At 60.2% G+C, this 16,991-nt stretch carries 14 protein-coding genes; 11 read left to right on the forward strand and 3 right to left on the reverse strand.

Translation table 11 applies throughout. The features are described 5' to 3' along the window. The 3 genes from P349_RS0124110 to paaZ form a co-directional block, all read right to left on the reverse strand. On the reverse strand, window positions 1-1,974 hold the full coding sequence (locus P349_RS0124110; RefSeq protein WP_032651169.1) for an alkyl/aryl-sulfatase: 1,974 nt from the start codon (window positions 1,972-1,974) through the stop codon (window positions 1-3). Between the two features lie 167 nt (window positions 1,975-2,141). Beyond that, window positions 2,142-4,418, reverse strand: a complete 2,277-nt coding sequence (gene tynA, locus P349_RS19220) for a primary-amine oxidase (protein ID WP_032651170.1) — start codon at window positions 4,416-4,418, stop codon at window positions 2,142-2,144. Window positions 4,419-5,039: 621 nt separating this feature from the next. Beyond that, window positions 5,040-7,082, reverse strand: coding sequence for a phenylacetic acid degradation bifunctional protein PaaZ (gene paaZ / locus P349_RS19215; protein WP_032651171.1), 2,043 nt, complete (start codon window positions 7,080-7,082; stop codon window positions 5,040-5,042). 284 nt (window positions 7,083-7,366) lie between these two features. Here paaZ and paaA point away from each other — a divergent pair, with 284 nt between their 5' ends. The 11 genes from paaA to paaK are packed head-to-tail and all read left to right on the forward strand — an operon-like array spanning window position 7,367 to window position 16,874. Continuing rightward, window positions 7,367-8,296, forward strand: a complete 930-nt coding sequence (gene paaA / locus P349_RS19210) for a 1,2-phenylacetyl-CoA epoxidase subunit PaaA (protein WP_032651172.1) — start codon at window positions 7,367-7,369, stop codon at window positions 8,294-8,296. A gap of 11 nt (window positions 8,297-8,307) precedes the next feature. Further along, window positions 8,308-8,595 (forward strand): 1,2-phenylacetyl-CoA epoxidase subunit PaaB, encoded by a 288-nt coding sequence (gene paaB / locus P349_RS19205; RefSeq protein WP_008502380.1) that lies wholly within the window; start codon window positions 8,308-8,310, stop codon window positions 8,593-8,595. Between the two features lie 8 nt (window positions 8,596-8,603). Then, entirely contained in the window at window positions 8,604-9,350 is a 747-nt protein-coding gene (gene paaC, locus P349_RS19200; RefSeq protein WP_032651173.1) for a 1,2-phenylacetyl-CoA epoxidase subunit PaaC, read from the forward strand. A gap of 11 nt (window positions 9,351-9,361) precedes the next feature. Beyond that, a complete protein-coding gene (paaD, locus tag P349_RS19195; protein WP_032651175.1) occupies window positions 9,362-9,859 on the forward strand; it encodes a 1,2-phenylacetyl-CoA epoxidase subunit PaaD in 498 nt (165 codons plus the stop codon). Window positions 9,860-9,866: 7 nt separating this feature from the next. Beyond that, window positions 9,867-10,937: a 1,2-phenylacetyl-CoA epoxidase subunit PaaE gene (gene paaE, locus P349_RS19190; RefSeq protein WP_032651176.1), complete on the forward strand. Its 1,071-nt coding sequence runs from the start codon at window positions 9,867-9,869 to the stop codon at window positions 10,935-10,937. After that, the gene (gene paaF, locus P349_RS19185) at window positions 10,934-11,701 is read left to right on the forward strand and encodes a 2,3-dehydroadipyl-CoA hydratase PaaF (protein ID WP_032651177.1); all 768 of its coding nucleotides are present in this window, start codon (window positions 10,934-10,936) and stop codon (window positions 11,699-11,701) included. The genes paaE and paaF overlap by 4 nt, the downstream gene beginning before the upstream one ends. Beyond that, on the forward strand, window positions 11,701-12,489 hold the full coding sequence (gene paaG, locus P349_RS19180) for a 2-(1,2-epoxy-1,2-dihydrophenyl)acetyl-CoA isomerase PaaG (RefSeq protein ID WP_029741870.1): 789 nt from the start codon (window positions 11,701-11,703) through the stop codon (window positions 12,487-12,489). Before paaF ends, paaG begins: the two co-directional genes overlap by 1 nt. Window position 12,490: 1 nt before the next feature. After that, window positions 12,491-13,915, forward strand: coding sequence for a 3-hydroxyacyl-CoA dehydrogenase PaaH (gene paaH, locus P349_RS19175; protein WP_032651179.1), 1,425 nt, complete (start codon window positions 12,491-12,493; stop codon window positions 13,913-13,915). After that, window positions 13,905-14,333, forward strand: coding sequence for a hydroxyphenylacetyl-CoA thioesterase PaaI (gene paaI, locus P349_RS19170; protein WP_032651181.1), 429 nt, complete (start codon window positions 13,905-13,907; stop codon window positions 14,331-14,333). Before paaH ends, paaI begins: the two co-directional genes overlap by 11 nt. Further along, complete coding sequence (gene pcaF, locus P349_RS19165; RefSeq protein ID WP_032651184.1) at window positions 14,326-15,531, forward strand: 3-oxoadipyl-CoA thiolase; 1,206 nt, start codon at window positions 14,326-14,328, stop codon at window positions 15,529-15,531. Before paaI ends, pcaF begins: the two co-directional genes overlap by 8 nt. 26 nt (window positions 15,532-15,557) lie before the next feature. Further along, on the forward strand, window positions 15,558-16,874 hold the full coding sequence (paaK, locus tag P349_RS19160; protein WP_024908034.1) for a phenylacetate--CoA ligase PaaK: 1,317 nt from the start codon (window positions 15,558-15,560) through the stop codon (window positions 16,872-16,874). The last annotated feature ends 117 nt before the right edge of the window (window positions 16,875-16,991 follow it).

Raw genomic sequence — 16,991 nt, forward strand, 5'->3', positions numbered from 1 at the left:
TTACGGTGTCACAATGTTAAACCAGAAATCAAACTTATCCATGTAACTAAGCATGGCATCAAGTTTCGCGCTGTCGCCACTTATTTTGACATTTCCGCTGTCCTGAGCCTGTTTCAGCGTCACTTCCTTGAGAATGATTTTATTCAGGGTGTCACGGTTGAGCGTCAGCGTCGCATCCGCATCTTTTGCTTCTGCGTTCGCCGTGTGGTTCAGCACGCCATTTTCCAGCTCGAGTTTGTACTTCCCGCCATCGCTGCCCAAATCAATGTTAAACACCGATTTAGCCTCACCGGCTTTCTGGCCATTGATATGGACTGCCAGGTAGTCAAAGAACATCTCTGGCGTCATCGCGCGAACCGTATCCGGGCTAGCGGTATTCGGCGTTGGACCTTTCACCACGCCGTTACGCAACTCCTGCGCACCGGTCAGGTAGAAGTTACGCCACGGGCCGGATTCGGCTTGATAGCCAAGCTGTTCCAGCGCATCCGCTTCCAGGTTACGTGCCGCCTGATTGTTTGGATCGGCAAAGACCACTTTACTCACCACCTGCGCCACCCAGCGATAGTTCCCCTGGTCGAAGTCGGTTTTCGCCTTGTTCAGGATGGCATCCGCGCCGCCCATATACTCAACGAATTTCTTCGCGCCTTCTTCCGGCGGCAGCTCATCCAGCGTCGCCGGGTTGCCGTCAAACCAGCCCAGATACAGCACGTAGGTGGCTTTGACGTCATGGCTCACCGAACCGTAATAGCCGCGGTTCGCCCAGGTATGGGCCAGTGAGTCCGGGAGCGTGAAGTTCGCGGCGATTTCGTCTCGCGTCAGCCCTTCGTTCGCCATACGCAGCGTCTGGTCGTTGATGTAACGATAGAGGTCACGCTGGCTTTTCAGCAGTTTGACCACGTTTTCGTTGCCCCAGGTCGGCCAGTGGTGTTGTGCCATGATGATTTCGGCCTTATCACCCCAGCGCACAATCGCCTGGTTAATGTATTTCGACCACGGCAGCGGCTCGCGGATTTTCGCTCCGCGCAGCGAGTAGGTGTTGTGCAGGGTGTGGGTCACGTCCTCAGCGGATTCAATGACTTTTTTCTCTTCGATATACCAGAGCATTTCCGATGGCGCTTCGGAGCCAGGCGCAAGCATAAAGTCGTAGGTCAGGCCGTCGATAACCTCTTTCTGCCCATCTTTCTCGATAATATTGGTCGGGGCAATCAGCGTCACCGTCCCGGCAGAGGTGGTGGTACCCAGGCCCGCGCCCACCTGGCCTTTGGCATCTGGCTTCAGCAGGTTGCCATACATATAGCTGGCGCGGCGGCTCATCACGTTGCCCGCCATGATATTCTCGGCAACGGCCGCTTCCATAAACCCGGCAGGGGCGTAGACCTTCACTTTACCGGACTTCACGTCCGCTTCATCCACCACGCCGCGCACGCCGCCATAGTGGTCAACGTGGCTGTGGGTATAAATGATGGCGACGACCGGTTTCTTGCCGCGATGTTTAAAATAGAGATCCATCCCGACCTTCGCCGTTTCTGCCGACACCAGCGGGTCAACCACGGTAATACCGTCTTTCCCTTCAATGATGGTCATATTTGACAGGTCAAGATTTCGGATCTGATATACGCCGTCGGTCACTTCAAACAGGCCGCTAATATTAATCAGCTGAGATTGACGCCATAAGCTTGGATTAACGGAGTCCGGTGCTTTATCGCCTTCTTTAATAAAGGAGTACTGCTGCGGGTTCCAGATGATATTGCCTTGTTCCCCTTTGATAATTTCCTGAGGAATAGGGGCAATAAAGCCTTTATGGGCGTCCGTAAAATCGGTGTTATCGGAGAAAGGAAGCTGATTAAACAGGGCGTTATTGGCTTGTTGCGTTGCGGCCGTGGCATCCTTCGGGGCTTCTGCGGCATACGCGGAGCTAACGGAAATAACAAGTCCAGCCAGAGCAAGACTCCTGACGATCAAATTGAATTTCATCCTAACCTCTCAGTGGTGTATTACGTCGTTCGTGGAAACTTCGTGTCCTGGCTGAAAGTGGTTCAAGAAATGCAATGGAAATAAACGAGGTAGAAATAACTATAATCGGGGAGAGGCATTCAGCAAGTAAATAGATGAAAAACCGGGCATTGCGCCCGGTGCGTTATTTATTTCTGTTCGTCTTTCTTTTTCCCGAGCGTTGGCGTCTCGTCGAAGAAGTTCCACGGTTTAAGGAGGGTATGCACCCATTCCGTCGGCATGATCGGCCACTCCTCCGCGCGTGCCACGTGGGTGGTGCCGGTGGTCATCCAGACGACATCGTCCTGATCGTTGAGCGATTCGTTATCTTTGCTGTACTGACCCAGGCCGGTGTCGTGCACGGAGCGGTTAGGGAATTTCCCTTCCGGGTAAAGTTCATCCGGGTGGTAGCGGGTCACCCACAGCTGTTTATCCATAAAGCTCAGGCGATGGTAGATCCACTCGTCCGGGGCAAATTTCGCGCCGGTCGCCACCGGGTGCGTACCGCCCGCGTAAGGGATAATCTGGTACGAAACCGGGTTGCCCATGCGGTTCTCTTTACGGGTGTTGCTCAGCAGGCGAATCGTGCCCGGGTCGAACTTCTGCGCCGCCTGCTGTTCGGTATCAATATTGTACTGATTGATCTGCATGGTGCTGGTGCGCGGGCCACCGGCGGTATTCGGCTTCACTTCCGGATCCATGGCCACCAGCTTGTTGTTGATGCCGTCCACGTCCATATCGAGACGGAAGTTGTAGATGTGCTGGTGCGTAGTACCCACGATGTTATGGTCGATCAGCGTGCCGTATTTTGTGTCGTCTTTGGCTGTGGCGTCGTGCATGGTTTTCGCCTGTACGCCTTTCACCGCTTCGATACCCGTCGCGCCGGCGTCAATGCCGATGGTGCCATTTTCATGGAACACCCAGTCGAAGATGTAATCGTAATTGCCCACGGTACTTACCCAGCGCACCACCAGTTCGCGGCGCTCGGTGCTGACGTTCGGCTGGCCCATCTCCTGATGCTTGTATTCCGGCCCCGCGTAGCGTTCGAAAATGGCGATCGCGCGCGGGATCTCCATCGGCGCGCCGGTGTAATCCGGGATGGTTTCATTGAGCATTACGGCGTTGGACGGCACGTCTTTGCCGCGCACCAGCGGTGAGGTCAGGGTGCCCATGCCGTAGTCGCCGGAGTCGAGATAGGCTTTAAAGTACCAGCCCACATCCGGATCGCCGTAAGGAACGATCATGCCGCCGAGCGACCCCTGATACATAATCTGGCGTTTTTTGCCGTTGTCGTTATACGTGACGGTTGAAATCATCGGGCCGACGCGGGAGTCCAGGCTCAGGTGGAAATCCCAGTTCTGCCAGTGCACCATATCGCCGGTGATGGTGTAGTTCTTGCCTTCCGGCTCAATGATATCGAGCGGTTTTTTAGGCGTTTCTATACGGTCGCGGCCATCGTAGGGACGCGGCGTCATCGGAACCGGAACAACGGCGCCTTCCTCAATCTTCTGGATTTTCTTCTGCTCAAGATCGACCACGGCCACCAGGTTTTCAATCGGGTGCGCCCAGTAGTTGCCGTCGCCAACGTCCAGATAGCTCACTACCTTCAGCAGGCGATCTTCCTGCTTCAGGCCATCTTTACCGTCGAAATAGCCGACGGTCAGCGGCGTGGTAATCACTTTTTTCGGGTCGGTGATGCCGTGTTTTTTAAGCACCTCGGCAAACTCCGTGCTGTCGTTGATGATTTGCTGAACCGCGGTGAAATCATCCAGCAGCACCATGCCGTGCGCGTCTTTCACCGGCTCCCAGCGCAGGATTTTTTTATCCTTCAGATCCACCAGGCTTTCGATAACGTGCTTTCCATCGAGCATCACGATCTTCGCCTGACGCGGGGCATCCACCGCCGTACCGTTAAGCACAAAGTCCCACACTTTGGCTTTCTCTGGCTCAGCAAGGGCAATCTGGGTAAAGCGGGTATTCGGTTTAAAATCCGCCGAGGCTTTGACAATCTCAACGGCTTGCTTAATTTCGTCCGCCGTCAGCGCGTTTAGCGGGTGAGGGCGTTTTTCAACCTGGAAAGTCTGGTCAAGACCGGACTGGAAAACATCGTTGATGAAGCTGTCAGAGATAAAGGCTTTTTTGCCTTTCATCACCACCGGCACCTCGAGCTTGAGGGTTTTCCCGTTGACGATGGCGGTTTTAGCGCCCGGTTTGACCTTCACAAAGGCGCCGTCTTTTGCAATGGTGAACATCTGTGCGTAATCATCCCACTGAACGTCGGCGCCAAAGTCCTGCAGCGTTTTGTCCATCGGGACCATATGCGCCTCACTGCCGTGGGCGAAAACAGGGGATTGCCAGGCGCAACACAGCGCAACGGCCATAGCCAGCGCCGTTCTACGGGCAGAAAAAGAAGAATTGCTTCCCATCGTAGACCTCATCTTGTTGTGTTTATTGTGTTGTGACAGCCTTATCCTGACAGGCGCCTGAGAAAAGCGTTTGCCTGCATCTGCCAGATTATTTGTCAGCCTTGCCAGGTTAAAAAAAGAGCGGGGGTAAATCACATGCCGGGCCATTTCCCCTCCCCATTGAGGCTGAGGGAACCCCACAAATGATGTCAGCACAGACGGCCCCCTCTCCCTTGAGGGAGAGGGCTGGGGTGAGGGGGAACATACGGCTCTGGTGGTCATTCCGTTCACTTTATGTTCCTTGCTACTCTGTAACGACATGACCTGTGAACGTGCCAGGGTGGCTCAGTCGCCACCACCCTGGCGACCCGGGCTCCCGGCGGTAAATCGCCGCTGCGCGGTACCTTCGGCTTATTCCTTCCGGCTTATCGGGTACGGGCGGAGGTAACATCCCTGTAAAGCCCGCCCTCTCGGCGCATCCCTGCGCCTCGCCCCGGCCGGAAGGCAAACGCCTCAGCGATTTACAGCCGGACCAGGGCATCGCTGAAGGCCCTCAGCCATTCTAAAAGCAGCGTTATTGCTTCTGCTTGCACATTACTTGAGAGCGCTCAGCCATTGTGGAGAGGATGAGGAGCAGGGAACTTAGCTGAAATCCCCCTCCTGGCGTGCCACCAGCGTCAGGATGGAGTAGAGCGCCACGGCCTGCTGGTGCTGGTTGAAGATCTCAACCGCCCATTCCACCACGCCCGTCGGTTTTTCCTCGGCGGTACGCTGTTTCTTCAGCGTTTTACGTTTGCAGGTCAGACGCACCTGAATAGTATCGCCCGGTTTAACCGGCTCGATAAAGCGCAGGTTCTCCATGCCGTAGTTGGCAATCACCGGCCCGACGCCCGCATCAACAAACAGCCCCGCGGCGGCGGAAATCAGGAAGTAGCCGTGCACCACGCGCTCGCCAAAGATCGACTCTGCCGCGCCGATCTTGTCCATATGGGCGTAGAAGTGGTCGCCGCTCAGGCAGGCAAAGTTCACGATGTCCGCTTCCGTCAGGGTGCGTCGCGGCGTCAGCAGGCTGTCGCCCGGCTGCAGTTCCTCAAAGTATTTGCGGAACGGATGCACGCGATCTTCCTGCACCGTTGCGCCACGCACCCACTGTTTGCCGATGGCGGCCAGCATGGTCGGACTGCCCTGAATCGCGGTGCGCTGCAGGTAGTGCTTCACCGCGCGCAGACCACCCAGCTCTTCGCCGCCGCCCGCGCGGCCCGGGCCGCCGTGCACCAGCTGCGGAAGCGGGGAACCGTGGCCGGTGGACTCTTTCGAGGCTTCCTCGTTGAGGATCTGAATACGCCCGTGGGCGCGCGCCGCGCCGAGAATAAACTGGCGGGCAGTGTCCTGGTCAGCGGTGACCAGCGTGCCCGCAAGGCTGCCGCCGCCAGCGCGGGCCAGCTGCATTGCGTGGCGCGCGTTGCGATACGGCATCAGCGTCGCAACGGGGCCGAAAGCCTCCGTCGCGTGGACGGCCGGGGTTTCATCCGGCTGCGGGCAGAACAGCAGGGTCGGTGGGAAGAACGCACCCGCGGCCTGCAAATCCGCTTTGCCACCCAGACGGATCTGGCAGCCTGCGGCGATCAGTTGCTCCACTTTCTCCTGCACGTCCGCACGCTGTTCGGCGTTGACCAGTGCGCCCATTTTTACCCCTTCCTGCGCCGGGTCACCTACAACCACCTTTTCCAGCCGGGCAACCAGCGCCTGGCTCACGGCGTCAATCTGGTTTTGCGGGACGATAATGCGGCGAATGGCCGTACATTTCTGCCCGGCTTTGGCGGTCATCTCGCGCACCACTTCCCGAATGAACAGGGCAAATTCCGGCTGCTCCGGCGTGACGTATTCCCCCAGCACGCAGCAGTTCAGGGAGTCGGCTTCCATGGTGAACGGAATGGAATTCGCCACAATATTCGGGTGCACGCGCAGACTTTGCCCGGTGCTGGCGGAGCCGGTAAAGGTCACCACGTCCTGGCTGTCGAGCTGGTCGAGCAGATCCCCGGCGCCGCCGCAGATCAGGCTGATGGCGCCGTCCGGCACCAGCCCGCTGTCGACGATGGATTTCACCATCGCCTGCGTCACCTGCGCGGTGGCGGTGGCGGGTTTGATGATGGCAGGCATGCCGGCAAGCCAGGTCGGGGCCAGCTTTTCCAGCATCCCCCAGCAGGGGAAGTTAAAGGCATTGATATGCACCGCCACGCCGGATTTGGAGGTCAGGACGTGGCGCGCCGCAAAGCCGCCTTCTTTTGACAGCGGGATCAGCTCGTCTTCCGGCCACACGGTGTCATCCGGCAGCTCGCGGCTGCCAAGGCTTGCGTAAGTGAAGAGGGTGCCGATCCCGCCTTCAATATCGACCCAGCTGTCCGCCTTCGTCGCTCCGGTCTGGGCGGACAGGGCATAAAACGTCTCTTTCTCGCTAAGCAGGTGCTTTGCCACCGCCTTCAGCATGGCCGCGCGTTCGATAAAGGTCATCGCGTGAAGCGCTTCGCCGCCGCGCTCAATCGCATAGCGACGGGCGGCCGTCATGTCCAGCCCTTCGCTGGTCACGCTCCACAGCGCTTCGCCACTGATGGCGTGATGAATAGTGCGTTCGCGGCCCCGGCCAGACTGCCAGGTACCGGATAAGAAGCTGGCTAACTGCTGCATCGCTTATCTCCAAATGTTACGTAATTTACCCATTAATAGTTTGATCATGAATCATAAAAATCAAGCTGAGTTTTAATGAATTGTTAACATTGTGATCCGCTCTGATGAAACACGGCGCGCGAGGACGCTCTTCAGTACGCCTGCAGTAAAAGCCTTGCGAGCGGTATCACAAAACAAGGAAACAATTCTTGGGGTTATATTTAACCTTTGTGTAACTTTTAAAAAACAAAGTGATTCAACATTACGCTTTAATTTGCAAACTAACGAATCATAAAGGTGATGACGTGACGCAAGAACAACGGTTTGAGCAGCGCATAGCGCAGGAGACGGCGATTGAGCCTCAGGACTGGATGCCTGACGCCTACCGTAAGACGTTGATCCGCCAGATTGGTCAACATGCGCACTCCGAAATTGTCGGCATGCTCCCGGAAGGGAACTGGATCACCCGCGCCCCGACGCTGCGCCGCAAGGCGATCCTGCTGGCGAAGGTGCAGGACGAAGCCGGACACGGGCTCTACCTCTACAGCGCGGCGGAAACGCTGGGCTGCGCGCGGGAAGATATCTATCAGAAAATGCTCGACGGCAAAATGAAGTACTCCTCCATCTTCAACTATCCGACCCTGAGCTGGGCCGATATCGGCGTGATCGGCTGGCTGGTGGACGGCGCGGCCATCGTCAACCAGGTGGCGCTGTGCCGAACCTCCTACGGTCCCTATGCCCGGGCGATGGTGAAAATTTGTAAAGAAGAGAGCTTCCACCAGCGTCAGGGCTTTGAAGCCTGCATGGCGCTGGCGCAGGGGAGCGAGGGCCAGCGCCAGATGCTGCAGGACGCCATCAACCGCTTCTGGTGGCCGGCGCTGATGATGTTCGGGCCGAACGACGACAATTCGCCGAACAGCGCCCGCAGCCTGGCGTGGAAAATCAAACGCTTCGGCAACGACGAGCTGCGCCAGCGCTTTGTCGACAACACGGTGCCGCAGGTGGAGATGCTGGGCATGACGGTGCCCGATCCCGACCTGCGTTTTGATGAAGAGAGCGGTCATTATCGCTTCGGCGAGATCGACTGGCAGGAGTTTGACGAGGTCATTAACGGGCGCGGCATCTGCAACCACGAACGCCTGGCCGCCAAACGTAAAGCCTGGGAAGAGGGGGCGTGGGTGCGGGAAGCCGCACTGGCGCACGCGGAAAAACAACACGCCCGCAAAGTGGCTTAAGAGGAATCACGATGAGCAATGTCTACTGGCCGCTGTACGAAGTGTTCGTACGCAGCAAACAAGGGTTATCCCACCGTCACGTGGGCAGTCTGCATGCCGCCGACGATCGCATGGCGCTGGAAAATGCGCGTGATGCCTACACCCGCCGCAGCGAAGGCTGTTCTATCTGGGTGGTTAAGGCGAGCGAGATTGTCGCCTCCCAGCCGGAAGAGCGCGGCGAGTTCTTCGACCCGGCGGAAAGCAAGGTTTACCGCCATCCGACGTTCTACACCATCCCTGACGGCATCGAGCACATGTGAGGCAAAGAATGAATTCAGTGACTGCCTATGCCCTGCGTCTGGGCGATAACGGTCTGGTGCTCTCCCAGCGTCTCGGCGCCTGGTGCGGCCACGCGCCGGAGCTGGAGATCGATCTCGCGCTCGCCAATATCGGCCTCGACCTGCTGGGACAGGCGCGCAATTTCCTGACCTATGCCGCGCAGCGGGAAGGCCAGGGCGATGAAGACACGCTGGCGTTTGGCCGCGACGAGCGCCAGTTCCGCAATGTACTGCTCGTGGAGCAGCCGAACGGCAGCTTCGCCGACACGATTGCCCGCCAGTACCTGATGGATGCCTGGAACGTGGCGCTGTATGAACGCCTGACCCAAAGCCGCGACGGCCAGCTTGCCGCCATTGCCGCCAAAGCGATTAAAGAGGCGCGCTACCATCTGCGCTTCAGCCGCGGCTGGCTGGTGCGCCTGGGCGACGGCACCGAAGCGTCCGCGCAAAAAATGCAGCAGGCCATCGACAACCTGTGGCGTTTTACGGCCGAGCTGTTTGAAGCCGACGAGGTCGAACTGGAGCTGATTGAGTCCGGCGTGGCGGTTGACCCGCGCCTCCTGCGTCAGCCGTGGGAAAGCGAAGTGTATGCCGGTCTGAATGAAGCCTGCCTGCAGGTGCCCGCCGAGGTGGCGTACCGCACCGGGGGCAAGCAGGGACTGCATACCGAACATCTGGGCCCGATGCTGGCGGAGATGCAGTATCTCCAGCGCGCGTATCCCGGTCAGCAGTGGTAAAGGAGAACGCTATGCAACGCCTCGTCGACATCGCGCCCGCGCAAATTCCGCAGATCTGGGCGCTGCTAAGCCAGGTCCCGGACCCGGAAGTGCCGGTGTTAACCATCACCGATTTAGGCATGGTGCGCAGCGTGAAGGCGCAGGGGGAAGGCTGGGTCATTGGCTTTACGCCGACCTACTCGGGCTGTCCGGCGACGGAACATCTGCTGGGGGCGATCCGCGAGGCGATGACCGAGCACGGCTTTACCCCGGTGCATATTGTGCTCCAGCTTGAACCCGCCTGGACCACCGACTGGATGACCCCCGACGCGCGCGAGCGCCTGCGGGCGTACGGCATCAGTCCACCGGTGGGGCATAGCTGTCACGCGCACGCCCCGGTTGAGGTGAGCTGCCCGCGCTGCGCCAGCACCGACACCTCGCTTATCAGTGAATTTGGCTCGACGGCCTGCAAAGCGCTCTACCGCTGCAATAGCTGCCGTGAGCCCTTCGACTATTTCAAATGTATTTGAGGCTGCCATGACAACGTTTCATTCATTAACAGTGGCAAAAGTGGAACCCGAAACCCGCGACGCGGTGACCATCACGTTCGCGGTGCCGCAGGCGCTGCAGGACGCCTACCGCTTCCGTCCGGGCCAGCACCTGACGTTAAAAACGACGCTTGGCGGGGACGAGCTGCGCCGCTGCTACTCCATCTGCCGGAGTACCGCCCCGGGCGAGATCAGCGTGGCGGTCAAAGCCATCGACGGCGGGCGCTTTTCCCGCTATGCCCGGGATGAGATCAAAGCGGGTATGGCTCTGGAGGTGATGGTTCCTCAGGGGCAGTTTGGCTACCAGCCGAGGGCTGACCGCGAAGGCCACTACCTGGCGATTGCGGCAGGCTCCGGGATCACCCCGATGCTGGCGATTATCTCCGCTACGCTTGCGACCGAGCCCAACAGCCATTTCACCCTGATCTACGGCAACCGCAGCAGCCAGAGCATGATGTTCCGCCAGGCGCTGGCGGACCTGAAGGACAAATACCCGCAGCGGCTGCAGCTGGTCTCCATCTTCAGCCAGGAGCGGCTGGACAGCGATCTGCTCTTTGGCCGCATCGACGGGGAAAAACTGCAGGCGCTGGCGAAAACCCTGATCAACTTCCGCCAGTATGACGAGGCCTTTATCTGCGGTCCGTCGGCGATGATGGACGACGCCGAAGCCACGCTGGAGGCGCTGGGGATGCCGGATAAATCCATTCACCTTGAGCGCTTTAACACCCCGGGGATCTCCGTTAAACGCGCGGTGCACGTGCAGGCGGAAGGCCAGAAAGTGACCGTTCGCCAGGACGGGCGCGACCGTGAAATCACCCTGACGGCGGACGATGAAAGCATCCTGGATGCCGCCCTGCGTCAGGGGGCAGATCTGCCGTATGCCTGCAAGGGCGGCGTCTGCGCCACCTGTAAATGCAAAGTGCTGCGCGGGAAAGTGGACATGGCGACCAACTACAGCCTGGAGCCGGACGAGCTGGCCGCCGGGTATGTGCTGAGCTGCCAGTCGCTGCCGTTAACCGCCGACGTGATTGTCGACTTCGACGCGAAGGGGATGGCATGAGCGAACTTATTGCTACCCGTCATGAACGCGTGCTGCAGCTGACGCTCAACCGTCCGGCGGCGCGCAACGCCCTCAACAACGCGCTGTTAACCCAGCTTGCGGAACAGCTTGAGGCCGCCGCCGTGGATGCCGACATTGCCGTCTGCGTGATTTACGGCAGCGAGCGCTGCTTTGCCGCCGGGGCCGATCTCAACGAAATGGCGGAGAAAGACCTGCCTGCCACCCTGAACGATATTCGCCCACAGCTGTGGGCACGCATTAACGCGTTCAGCAAACCGCTGATCGCCGCCGTGAACGGCTTCGCGCTGGGCGCGGGCTGCGAGCTGGCGCTGCTGTGCGACGTGGTGATTGCCGGTGACAACGCCCGTTTCGGCCTGCCGGAAATCACGCTCGGCATTATGCCCGGCGCGGGCGGCACCCAGCGTCTGATTCGCAGCGTCGGGAAATCCCTGGCCAGCAAAATGGTGCTGACGGGTGAGAGCATAACTGCACAGCAGGCGCTGAGCGCCGGGCTGGTGAGCGATGTTTTCCCGGCAGCGCTGACGCTGGAGTATGCCCTGAAGCAGGCGGCCCTGATGGCGCGCCACTCGCCGCTGGCGCTGCAGGCGGCGAAACAGGCGCTGCGTCAGTCTCAGGAGGTACCGCTCCAGGCCGGGCTCGCGCAGGAGCGCCAGCTGTTTACGCTGCTTTCCGCCACCGAAGACCGCCGGGAGGGCATCGACGCCTTCTTACAAAAACGCACCCCCGACTTTAAAGGACGCTAATTGTGGAATTTATTCTCAGTCATGTAGAACAGGGCGTGATGACCATTACGCTGAACCGTCCGGAGCGTCTGAACAGCTTCAACGACGTGATGCACCAGCAGCTGGCCGAGTGCCTGAAACAGGCCGAGCGTGATGACACCGTGCGCTGTCTGCTGATCACCGGGGCAGGACGCGGCTTCTGTGCCGGTCAGGATCTGAATGACCGCAACGTCGACCCCAACGGCCCGGCGCCGGATCTGGGGATGTCCGTTGAAACCTTCTATAACCCGCTGGTTCGCCGCCTGGCAAAGCTGCCGAAACCGGTCATCTGTGCCGTTAACGGCGTGGCGGCAGGTGCGGGGGCCACGCTGGCGCTCGGGTGCGACATGGTGATTGCGGCCCGCTCCGCCAACTTCGTGATGGCTTTCAGCAAGCTCGGCCTGGTGCCGGACTGCGGCGGTACCTGGCTGCTGCCGCGCGTGGCGGGACGCGCCCGCGCCATGGGGCTGGCGCTGCTTGGGGACAAACTCAGCGCCGAACAGGCGCAGGCGTGGGGGATGATCTGGCAGGTGGTGGATGACGAGCAGCTCTCCACCACGGCGCAGCAGATGGCGCTGCATTTTGCGTCGCAGCCGACCTTCGGGCTGGGGCTGATCAAGCAGGCCATCAACGCTGCAGAAACCAACACCCTGGACGCCCAGCTCGATCTGGAGCGCGACTATCAGCGTCTGGCCGGACGCAGCGACGATTACCGCGAGGGCGTCAGCGCCTTCCTGGCGAAGCGCGCGCCGAACTTTACGGGGAAATAAGATGCTGAATATACGGACTGTCGCCGTGATCGGCAGCGGCACGATGGGCGCAGGGATTGCCGAAGTCGCCGCCAGCCACGGTCATCAGGTGCTGATCTACGACATCTCCAGCGATGCGATATCGCGCGCCATCGACGGGATCCGCCAGCGTCTGGCCTCCCGGGTAACGCGCGGAAAACTCTCCGCCGATGCCGGGAGCCAGATCCTGGCCCGGCTGGTTCCCGTCACGGATATCGACGCGCTCTGTGCGGCCGATCTGGTCATAGAAGCGGCCTCAGAGCGTCTGGAGGTGAAAAAGGCGCTGTTTGCTCAACTGGCTGAGATCTGCCCGCCGCAGACGGTGCTGACCAGCAATACCTCTTCCATCTCCGTCACGGCGATTGCGGCGGACGTCCTCCACCCGGAGCGGGTCGCAGGGCTGCACTTCTTTAACCCGGCGCCGGTGATGAAGCTGGTGGAGGTGGTCAGCGGGCTGGCGACCTCTGCGGAAGTGGCCGACGCGCTGTGCGAGCTGGCGCTGAACTGGGGCAAACAGCCCGTTCGCTGCCAGTCAACGCCGGGGTTCATCGTCAACCGCGTCGCCCGTCCATTCTATTCTGAAGCCTGGCGCGCGCTGGAAGAGCAGGTTGCCCCGCCGGAGGTGATTGACGCCGCCCTGCGGGAAGGCGGCGGTTTCCCGATGGGGCCGCTGGAGCTGACCGACATGATTGGTCAGGACGTGAACTTTGCGGTGACCTGCTCGGTATTTAACGCCTTCTGGCAGGAGCGTCGTTTTCTGCCTTCGCTGATGCAGCAGGAGCTGGTGCTGGCGGGAAGGCTGGGCAAAAAGAGCGGGAAGGGCGTTTACGACTGGCAGGGTGACAAACCCGAGGTGCGGTGGGTGCCAGCCGTGAACGACAGCTACAGCCCGATGCGCGTGGAAAAGATACGTGACGGTGTCACCGAAATTGATGATGTTTATCTGATTGAAACTCAGGGCGAAACTGCGCAGGCGCTGGCGCTGCGGCTCAACGGCCCGGTGGTGGTGGTGGACCGCATTGAGCGTGACGTGGCGGTCATTGCCGCCGCGGCCAGCAACCCGCACACCGCGACGCAAAAAGCCATCCGCTACCTGCAGCAGCAGGGGCATCGGGTGGTGCAAATTGCCGATTATCCCGGCCTGCTGATCTGGCGGACGCTGGCGATGATTGCCAACGAGGCGCTGGATGCCCTGCAAAAAGGGGTCGCCAGCGAGAAGGACATCGATACCGCTATGCGCCTCGGCGTGAACTACCCGAGCGGGCCGATCGCCTGGGGCGAGCGCCTGGGCTGGCAGCGCCTGCTGACACTGCTGGAGAACCTGCAGCGTCATTACGGCGAAGAGCGCTATCGCCCCTGTTCACTGCTGCGCCAGCGCGCGCTTCTGGAGAGTAGCTATGAGTCATAACGCCTGGCATAACGCCCGCGCGATGTACGAACGGGACGCCTGCGCGCAGGCGATGGGGATGGACATTGTCGAGATGGACGAGGGCTACGCGGTGGTGACTATGACCATCACCCCGCAGATGCTGAACGGCCATAAAACCTGCCACGGCGGCCAGCTTTTTTCGCTGGCGGACACCGCTTTTGCCTACGCCTGCAACAGCCAGGGGCTGGCGGCGGTAGCCTCCGGCTGCTCGATTGATTTTCTGCGTCCGGGCTTTGCCGGGGACACGCTCACCGCCACCGCGCGGGTGAAGCATCAGGGCAAGCTGACCGGCGTGTATGACATTGAAATCCAGAACCAACAACAGAAAACCGTCGCCCTTTTTCGCGGAAAATCTCACCGCATCGGCGGCAGCGTGACAGGAGAGGCAGATGCGTGACGCATTTATTTGTGATGGCGTTCGAACCCCGGTGGGGCGCTACGGCGGCGCGCTTGCCGCAGTCCGAACCGACGATCTCGGTGCCGTGCCGCTGCGCGCGCTGCTGGCCCGCTACCCGCAGCTTGACATGGAGCGGATTGACGACGTGATATTCGGCTGCGCCAACCAGGCGGGGGAAGATAACCGCAACGTGGCGCGCATGTCGTTGCTGCTGGCCGGTCTGCCGCAGACGGTGTCCGGGACCACCCTTAACCGCCTGTGCGGTTCCGGACTGGACGCGATTGGTTTTGCCGCGCGCACCATTAAGGCGGGCGACGGCGACCTGCTGATCGCGGGCGGCGTGGAGTCGATGTCCCGCGCGCCGTTTGTGATGGGCAAAGCCACCGCCGCGTTTCAGCGTCAGGCGGAGATCTTCGATACCACCATCGGTTGGCGATTTGTGAATCCGCTCATGCATCAGCAATTCGGAACTGACAGTATGCCGGAAACGGCAGAGAATGTAGCTGAATTGTTAAATATCAGCCGTGCCGATCAGGACGCGTTCGCGCTGCGCAGCCAGCAGCGTACCGCGCAGGCGCAGCAGAACGGCGTTCTGGCGCAGGAGATTGTGCCGGTGCTGGTGCCGGGCAAAAAAGGGGCAGTCACAGCGTTCAGCGTGGATGAACATCCGCGCGCGGACACCACGCTCGAGCAGCTTGCCGGTCTGAAAACGCCGTTCCGTAAGAACGGAGTGGTTACGGCGGGAAATGCCTCCGGCGTCAACGACGGCGCTGCGGCGCTGATCGTCGCCAGCGAGAAGATGGCGCTGGCTCAGGGGTTAATCCCGCGCACGCGGATCGTGGCGATGGCGACGGCGGGCGTGGAGCCACGTCTGATGGGGCTCGGCCCGGTACCGGCCACTCGCAAGGTGCTGGAGCGCGCCGGACTCAGCATTAACGATATGGACGTGATCGAGCTTAACGAAGCTTTCGCCGCGCAGGCGCTGGGCGTGCTGCGTCAGCTGGGCCTGCCGGATGATGCCGCGCACGTCAACCCGAACGGTGGCGCGATTGCGCTGGGCCACCCGCTGGGCATGAGCGGTGCCAGACTGGCGCTGGCCGCGAGTAACGAACTGCACCGACGCGGCGGGCGCTACGCGCTGTGTACGATGTGCATCGGTGTGGGTCAGGGCATTGCCATGATCCTTGAGCGTGTTTGAGCATAAAACAATGTGAGTACCCTACAATGACAAATACAACAAAGCTTGATCCGATTGAAACGGCCTCCCTTGACGAGTTACAGGCGCTGCAGACCGAACGTCTGAAGTGGACGCTGCATCACGCCTACAGCAACGTGCCGATGTACAAACGCAAGTTTGACGCCGCGGGCGTTCATCCTGACGATTTCAAAGAGCTGGCGGATATCCGTAAGTTCCCGTGCACCACCAAGCAGGACCTGCGGGATAATTATCCGTTCGATACCTTCGCCGTGCCGATGGAGCAGGTGGTGCGCATTCACGCCTCATCCGGCACCACCGGCAAACCGACGGTTGTCGGCTACACCCAGGGTGACATCGACAACTGGGCCAACCTGGTGGCTCGCTCCCTGCGCGCCGCGGGCGGCAGCGCGAAGGACAAAATTCACGTGGCGTATGGCTATGGCCTGTTTACCGGAGGGCTGGGGGCGCACTACGGCGCCGAGCGTTTAGGCGCGACGGTGATCCCGATGTCCGGCGGCCAGACGGAGAAGCAGGCGCAGCTGATCCGCGATTTCCAGCCGGACATGATCATGGTGACGCCATCCTACTGCCTCAATCTGATTGAAGAGCTGGAGCGTCAGATGGGCGGCGATGCCAGCACCTGTTCCCTGCGCGTGGGCGTCTTCGGTGCCGAGCCGTGGACGCAGGCCATGCGTCGCGAAATTGAAAAACGCTTAGGCATTACCGCCCTGGACATCTATGGCCTCTCCGAAGTGATGGGGCCGGGCGTGGCGATGGAGTGTATCGAAACCGTCGACGGCCCGACCATCTGGGAAGATCATTTTTATCCGGAGATCGTCAACCCGAACGACGGCACGCCGCTGGATGACGGTCAGCAGGGCGAACTGCTGTTCACCACGCTGACCAAAGAGGCGCTGCCGGTGATCCGCTACCGCACCCGCGACCTGACGCGTCTGCTCCCGGCAACCGCGCGCAGCATGCGCCGTATGGACCGCATCAGCGGCCGCAGCGACGATATGCTGATTATTCGCGGCGTCAACGTCTTCCCGTCGCAGCTGGAAGAGGAGATTGTGAAGTTCGAACATCTTTCGCCGCACTACCAGCTGGAGGTGAACCGTCGCGGGCATCTTGATTCACTTTCCGTGAAGGTGGAGCTGAAAGAGAGCAGCCTCACGCTGACGCACGAGCAGCGTTGCCAGGTGTGTCACCAGCTGCGCCACCGCATTAAGTCGATGGTGGGGATATCCACCGACGTGACGATCGTGAACTGCGGCAGCATTCCGCGCTCGGAGGGGAAAGCCTGCCGGGTGTTTGACCTGCGTAAAGCGGCGGCCAACGGTTAAAACACCTTACCCCTCATCCTGACCTTCTCCCCAAAGGGGAGAAGGGACTGTACGGTGCGGTCTTTTCCCTCCCCAGAAAGGGGATAAGGGACTGCTCGGTGCGGCCTTTTCCCCTCT

Source organism: Enterobacter sp. DC4, from assembly GCF_000568095.1.
In the GTDB taxonomy this organism is placed as follows: domain Bacteria; phylum Pseudomonadota; class Gammaproteobacteria; order Enterobacterales; family Enterobacteriaceae; genus Enterobacter; species Enterobacter pseudoroggenkampii.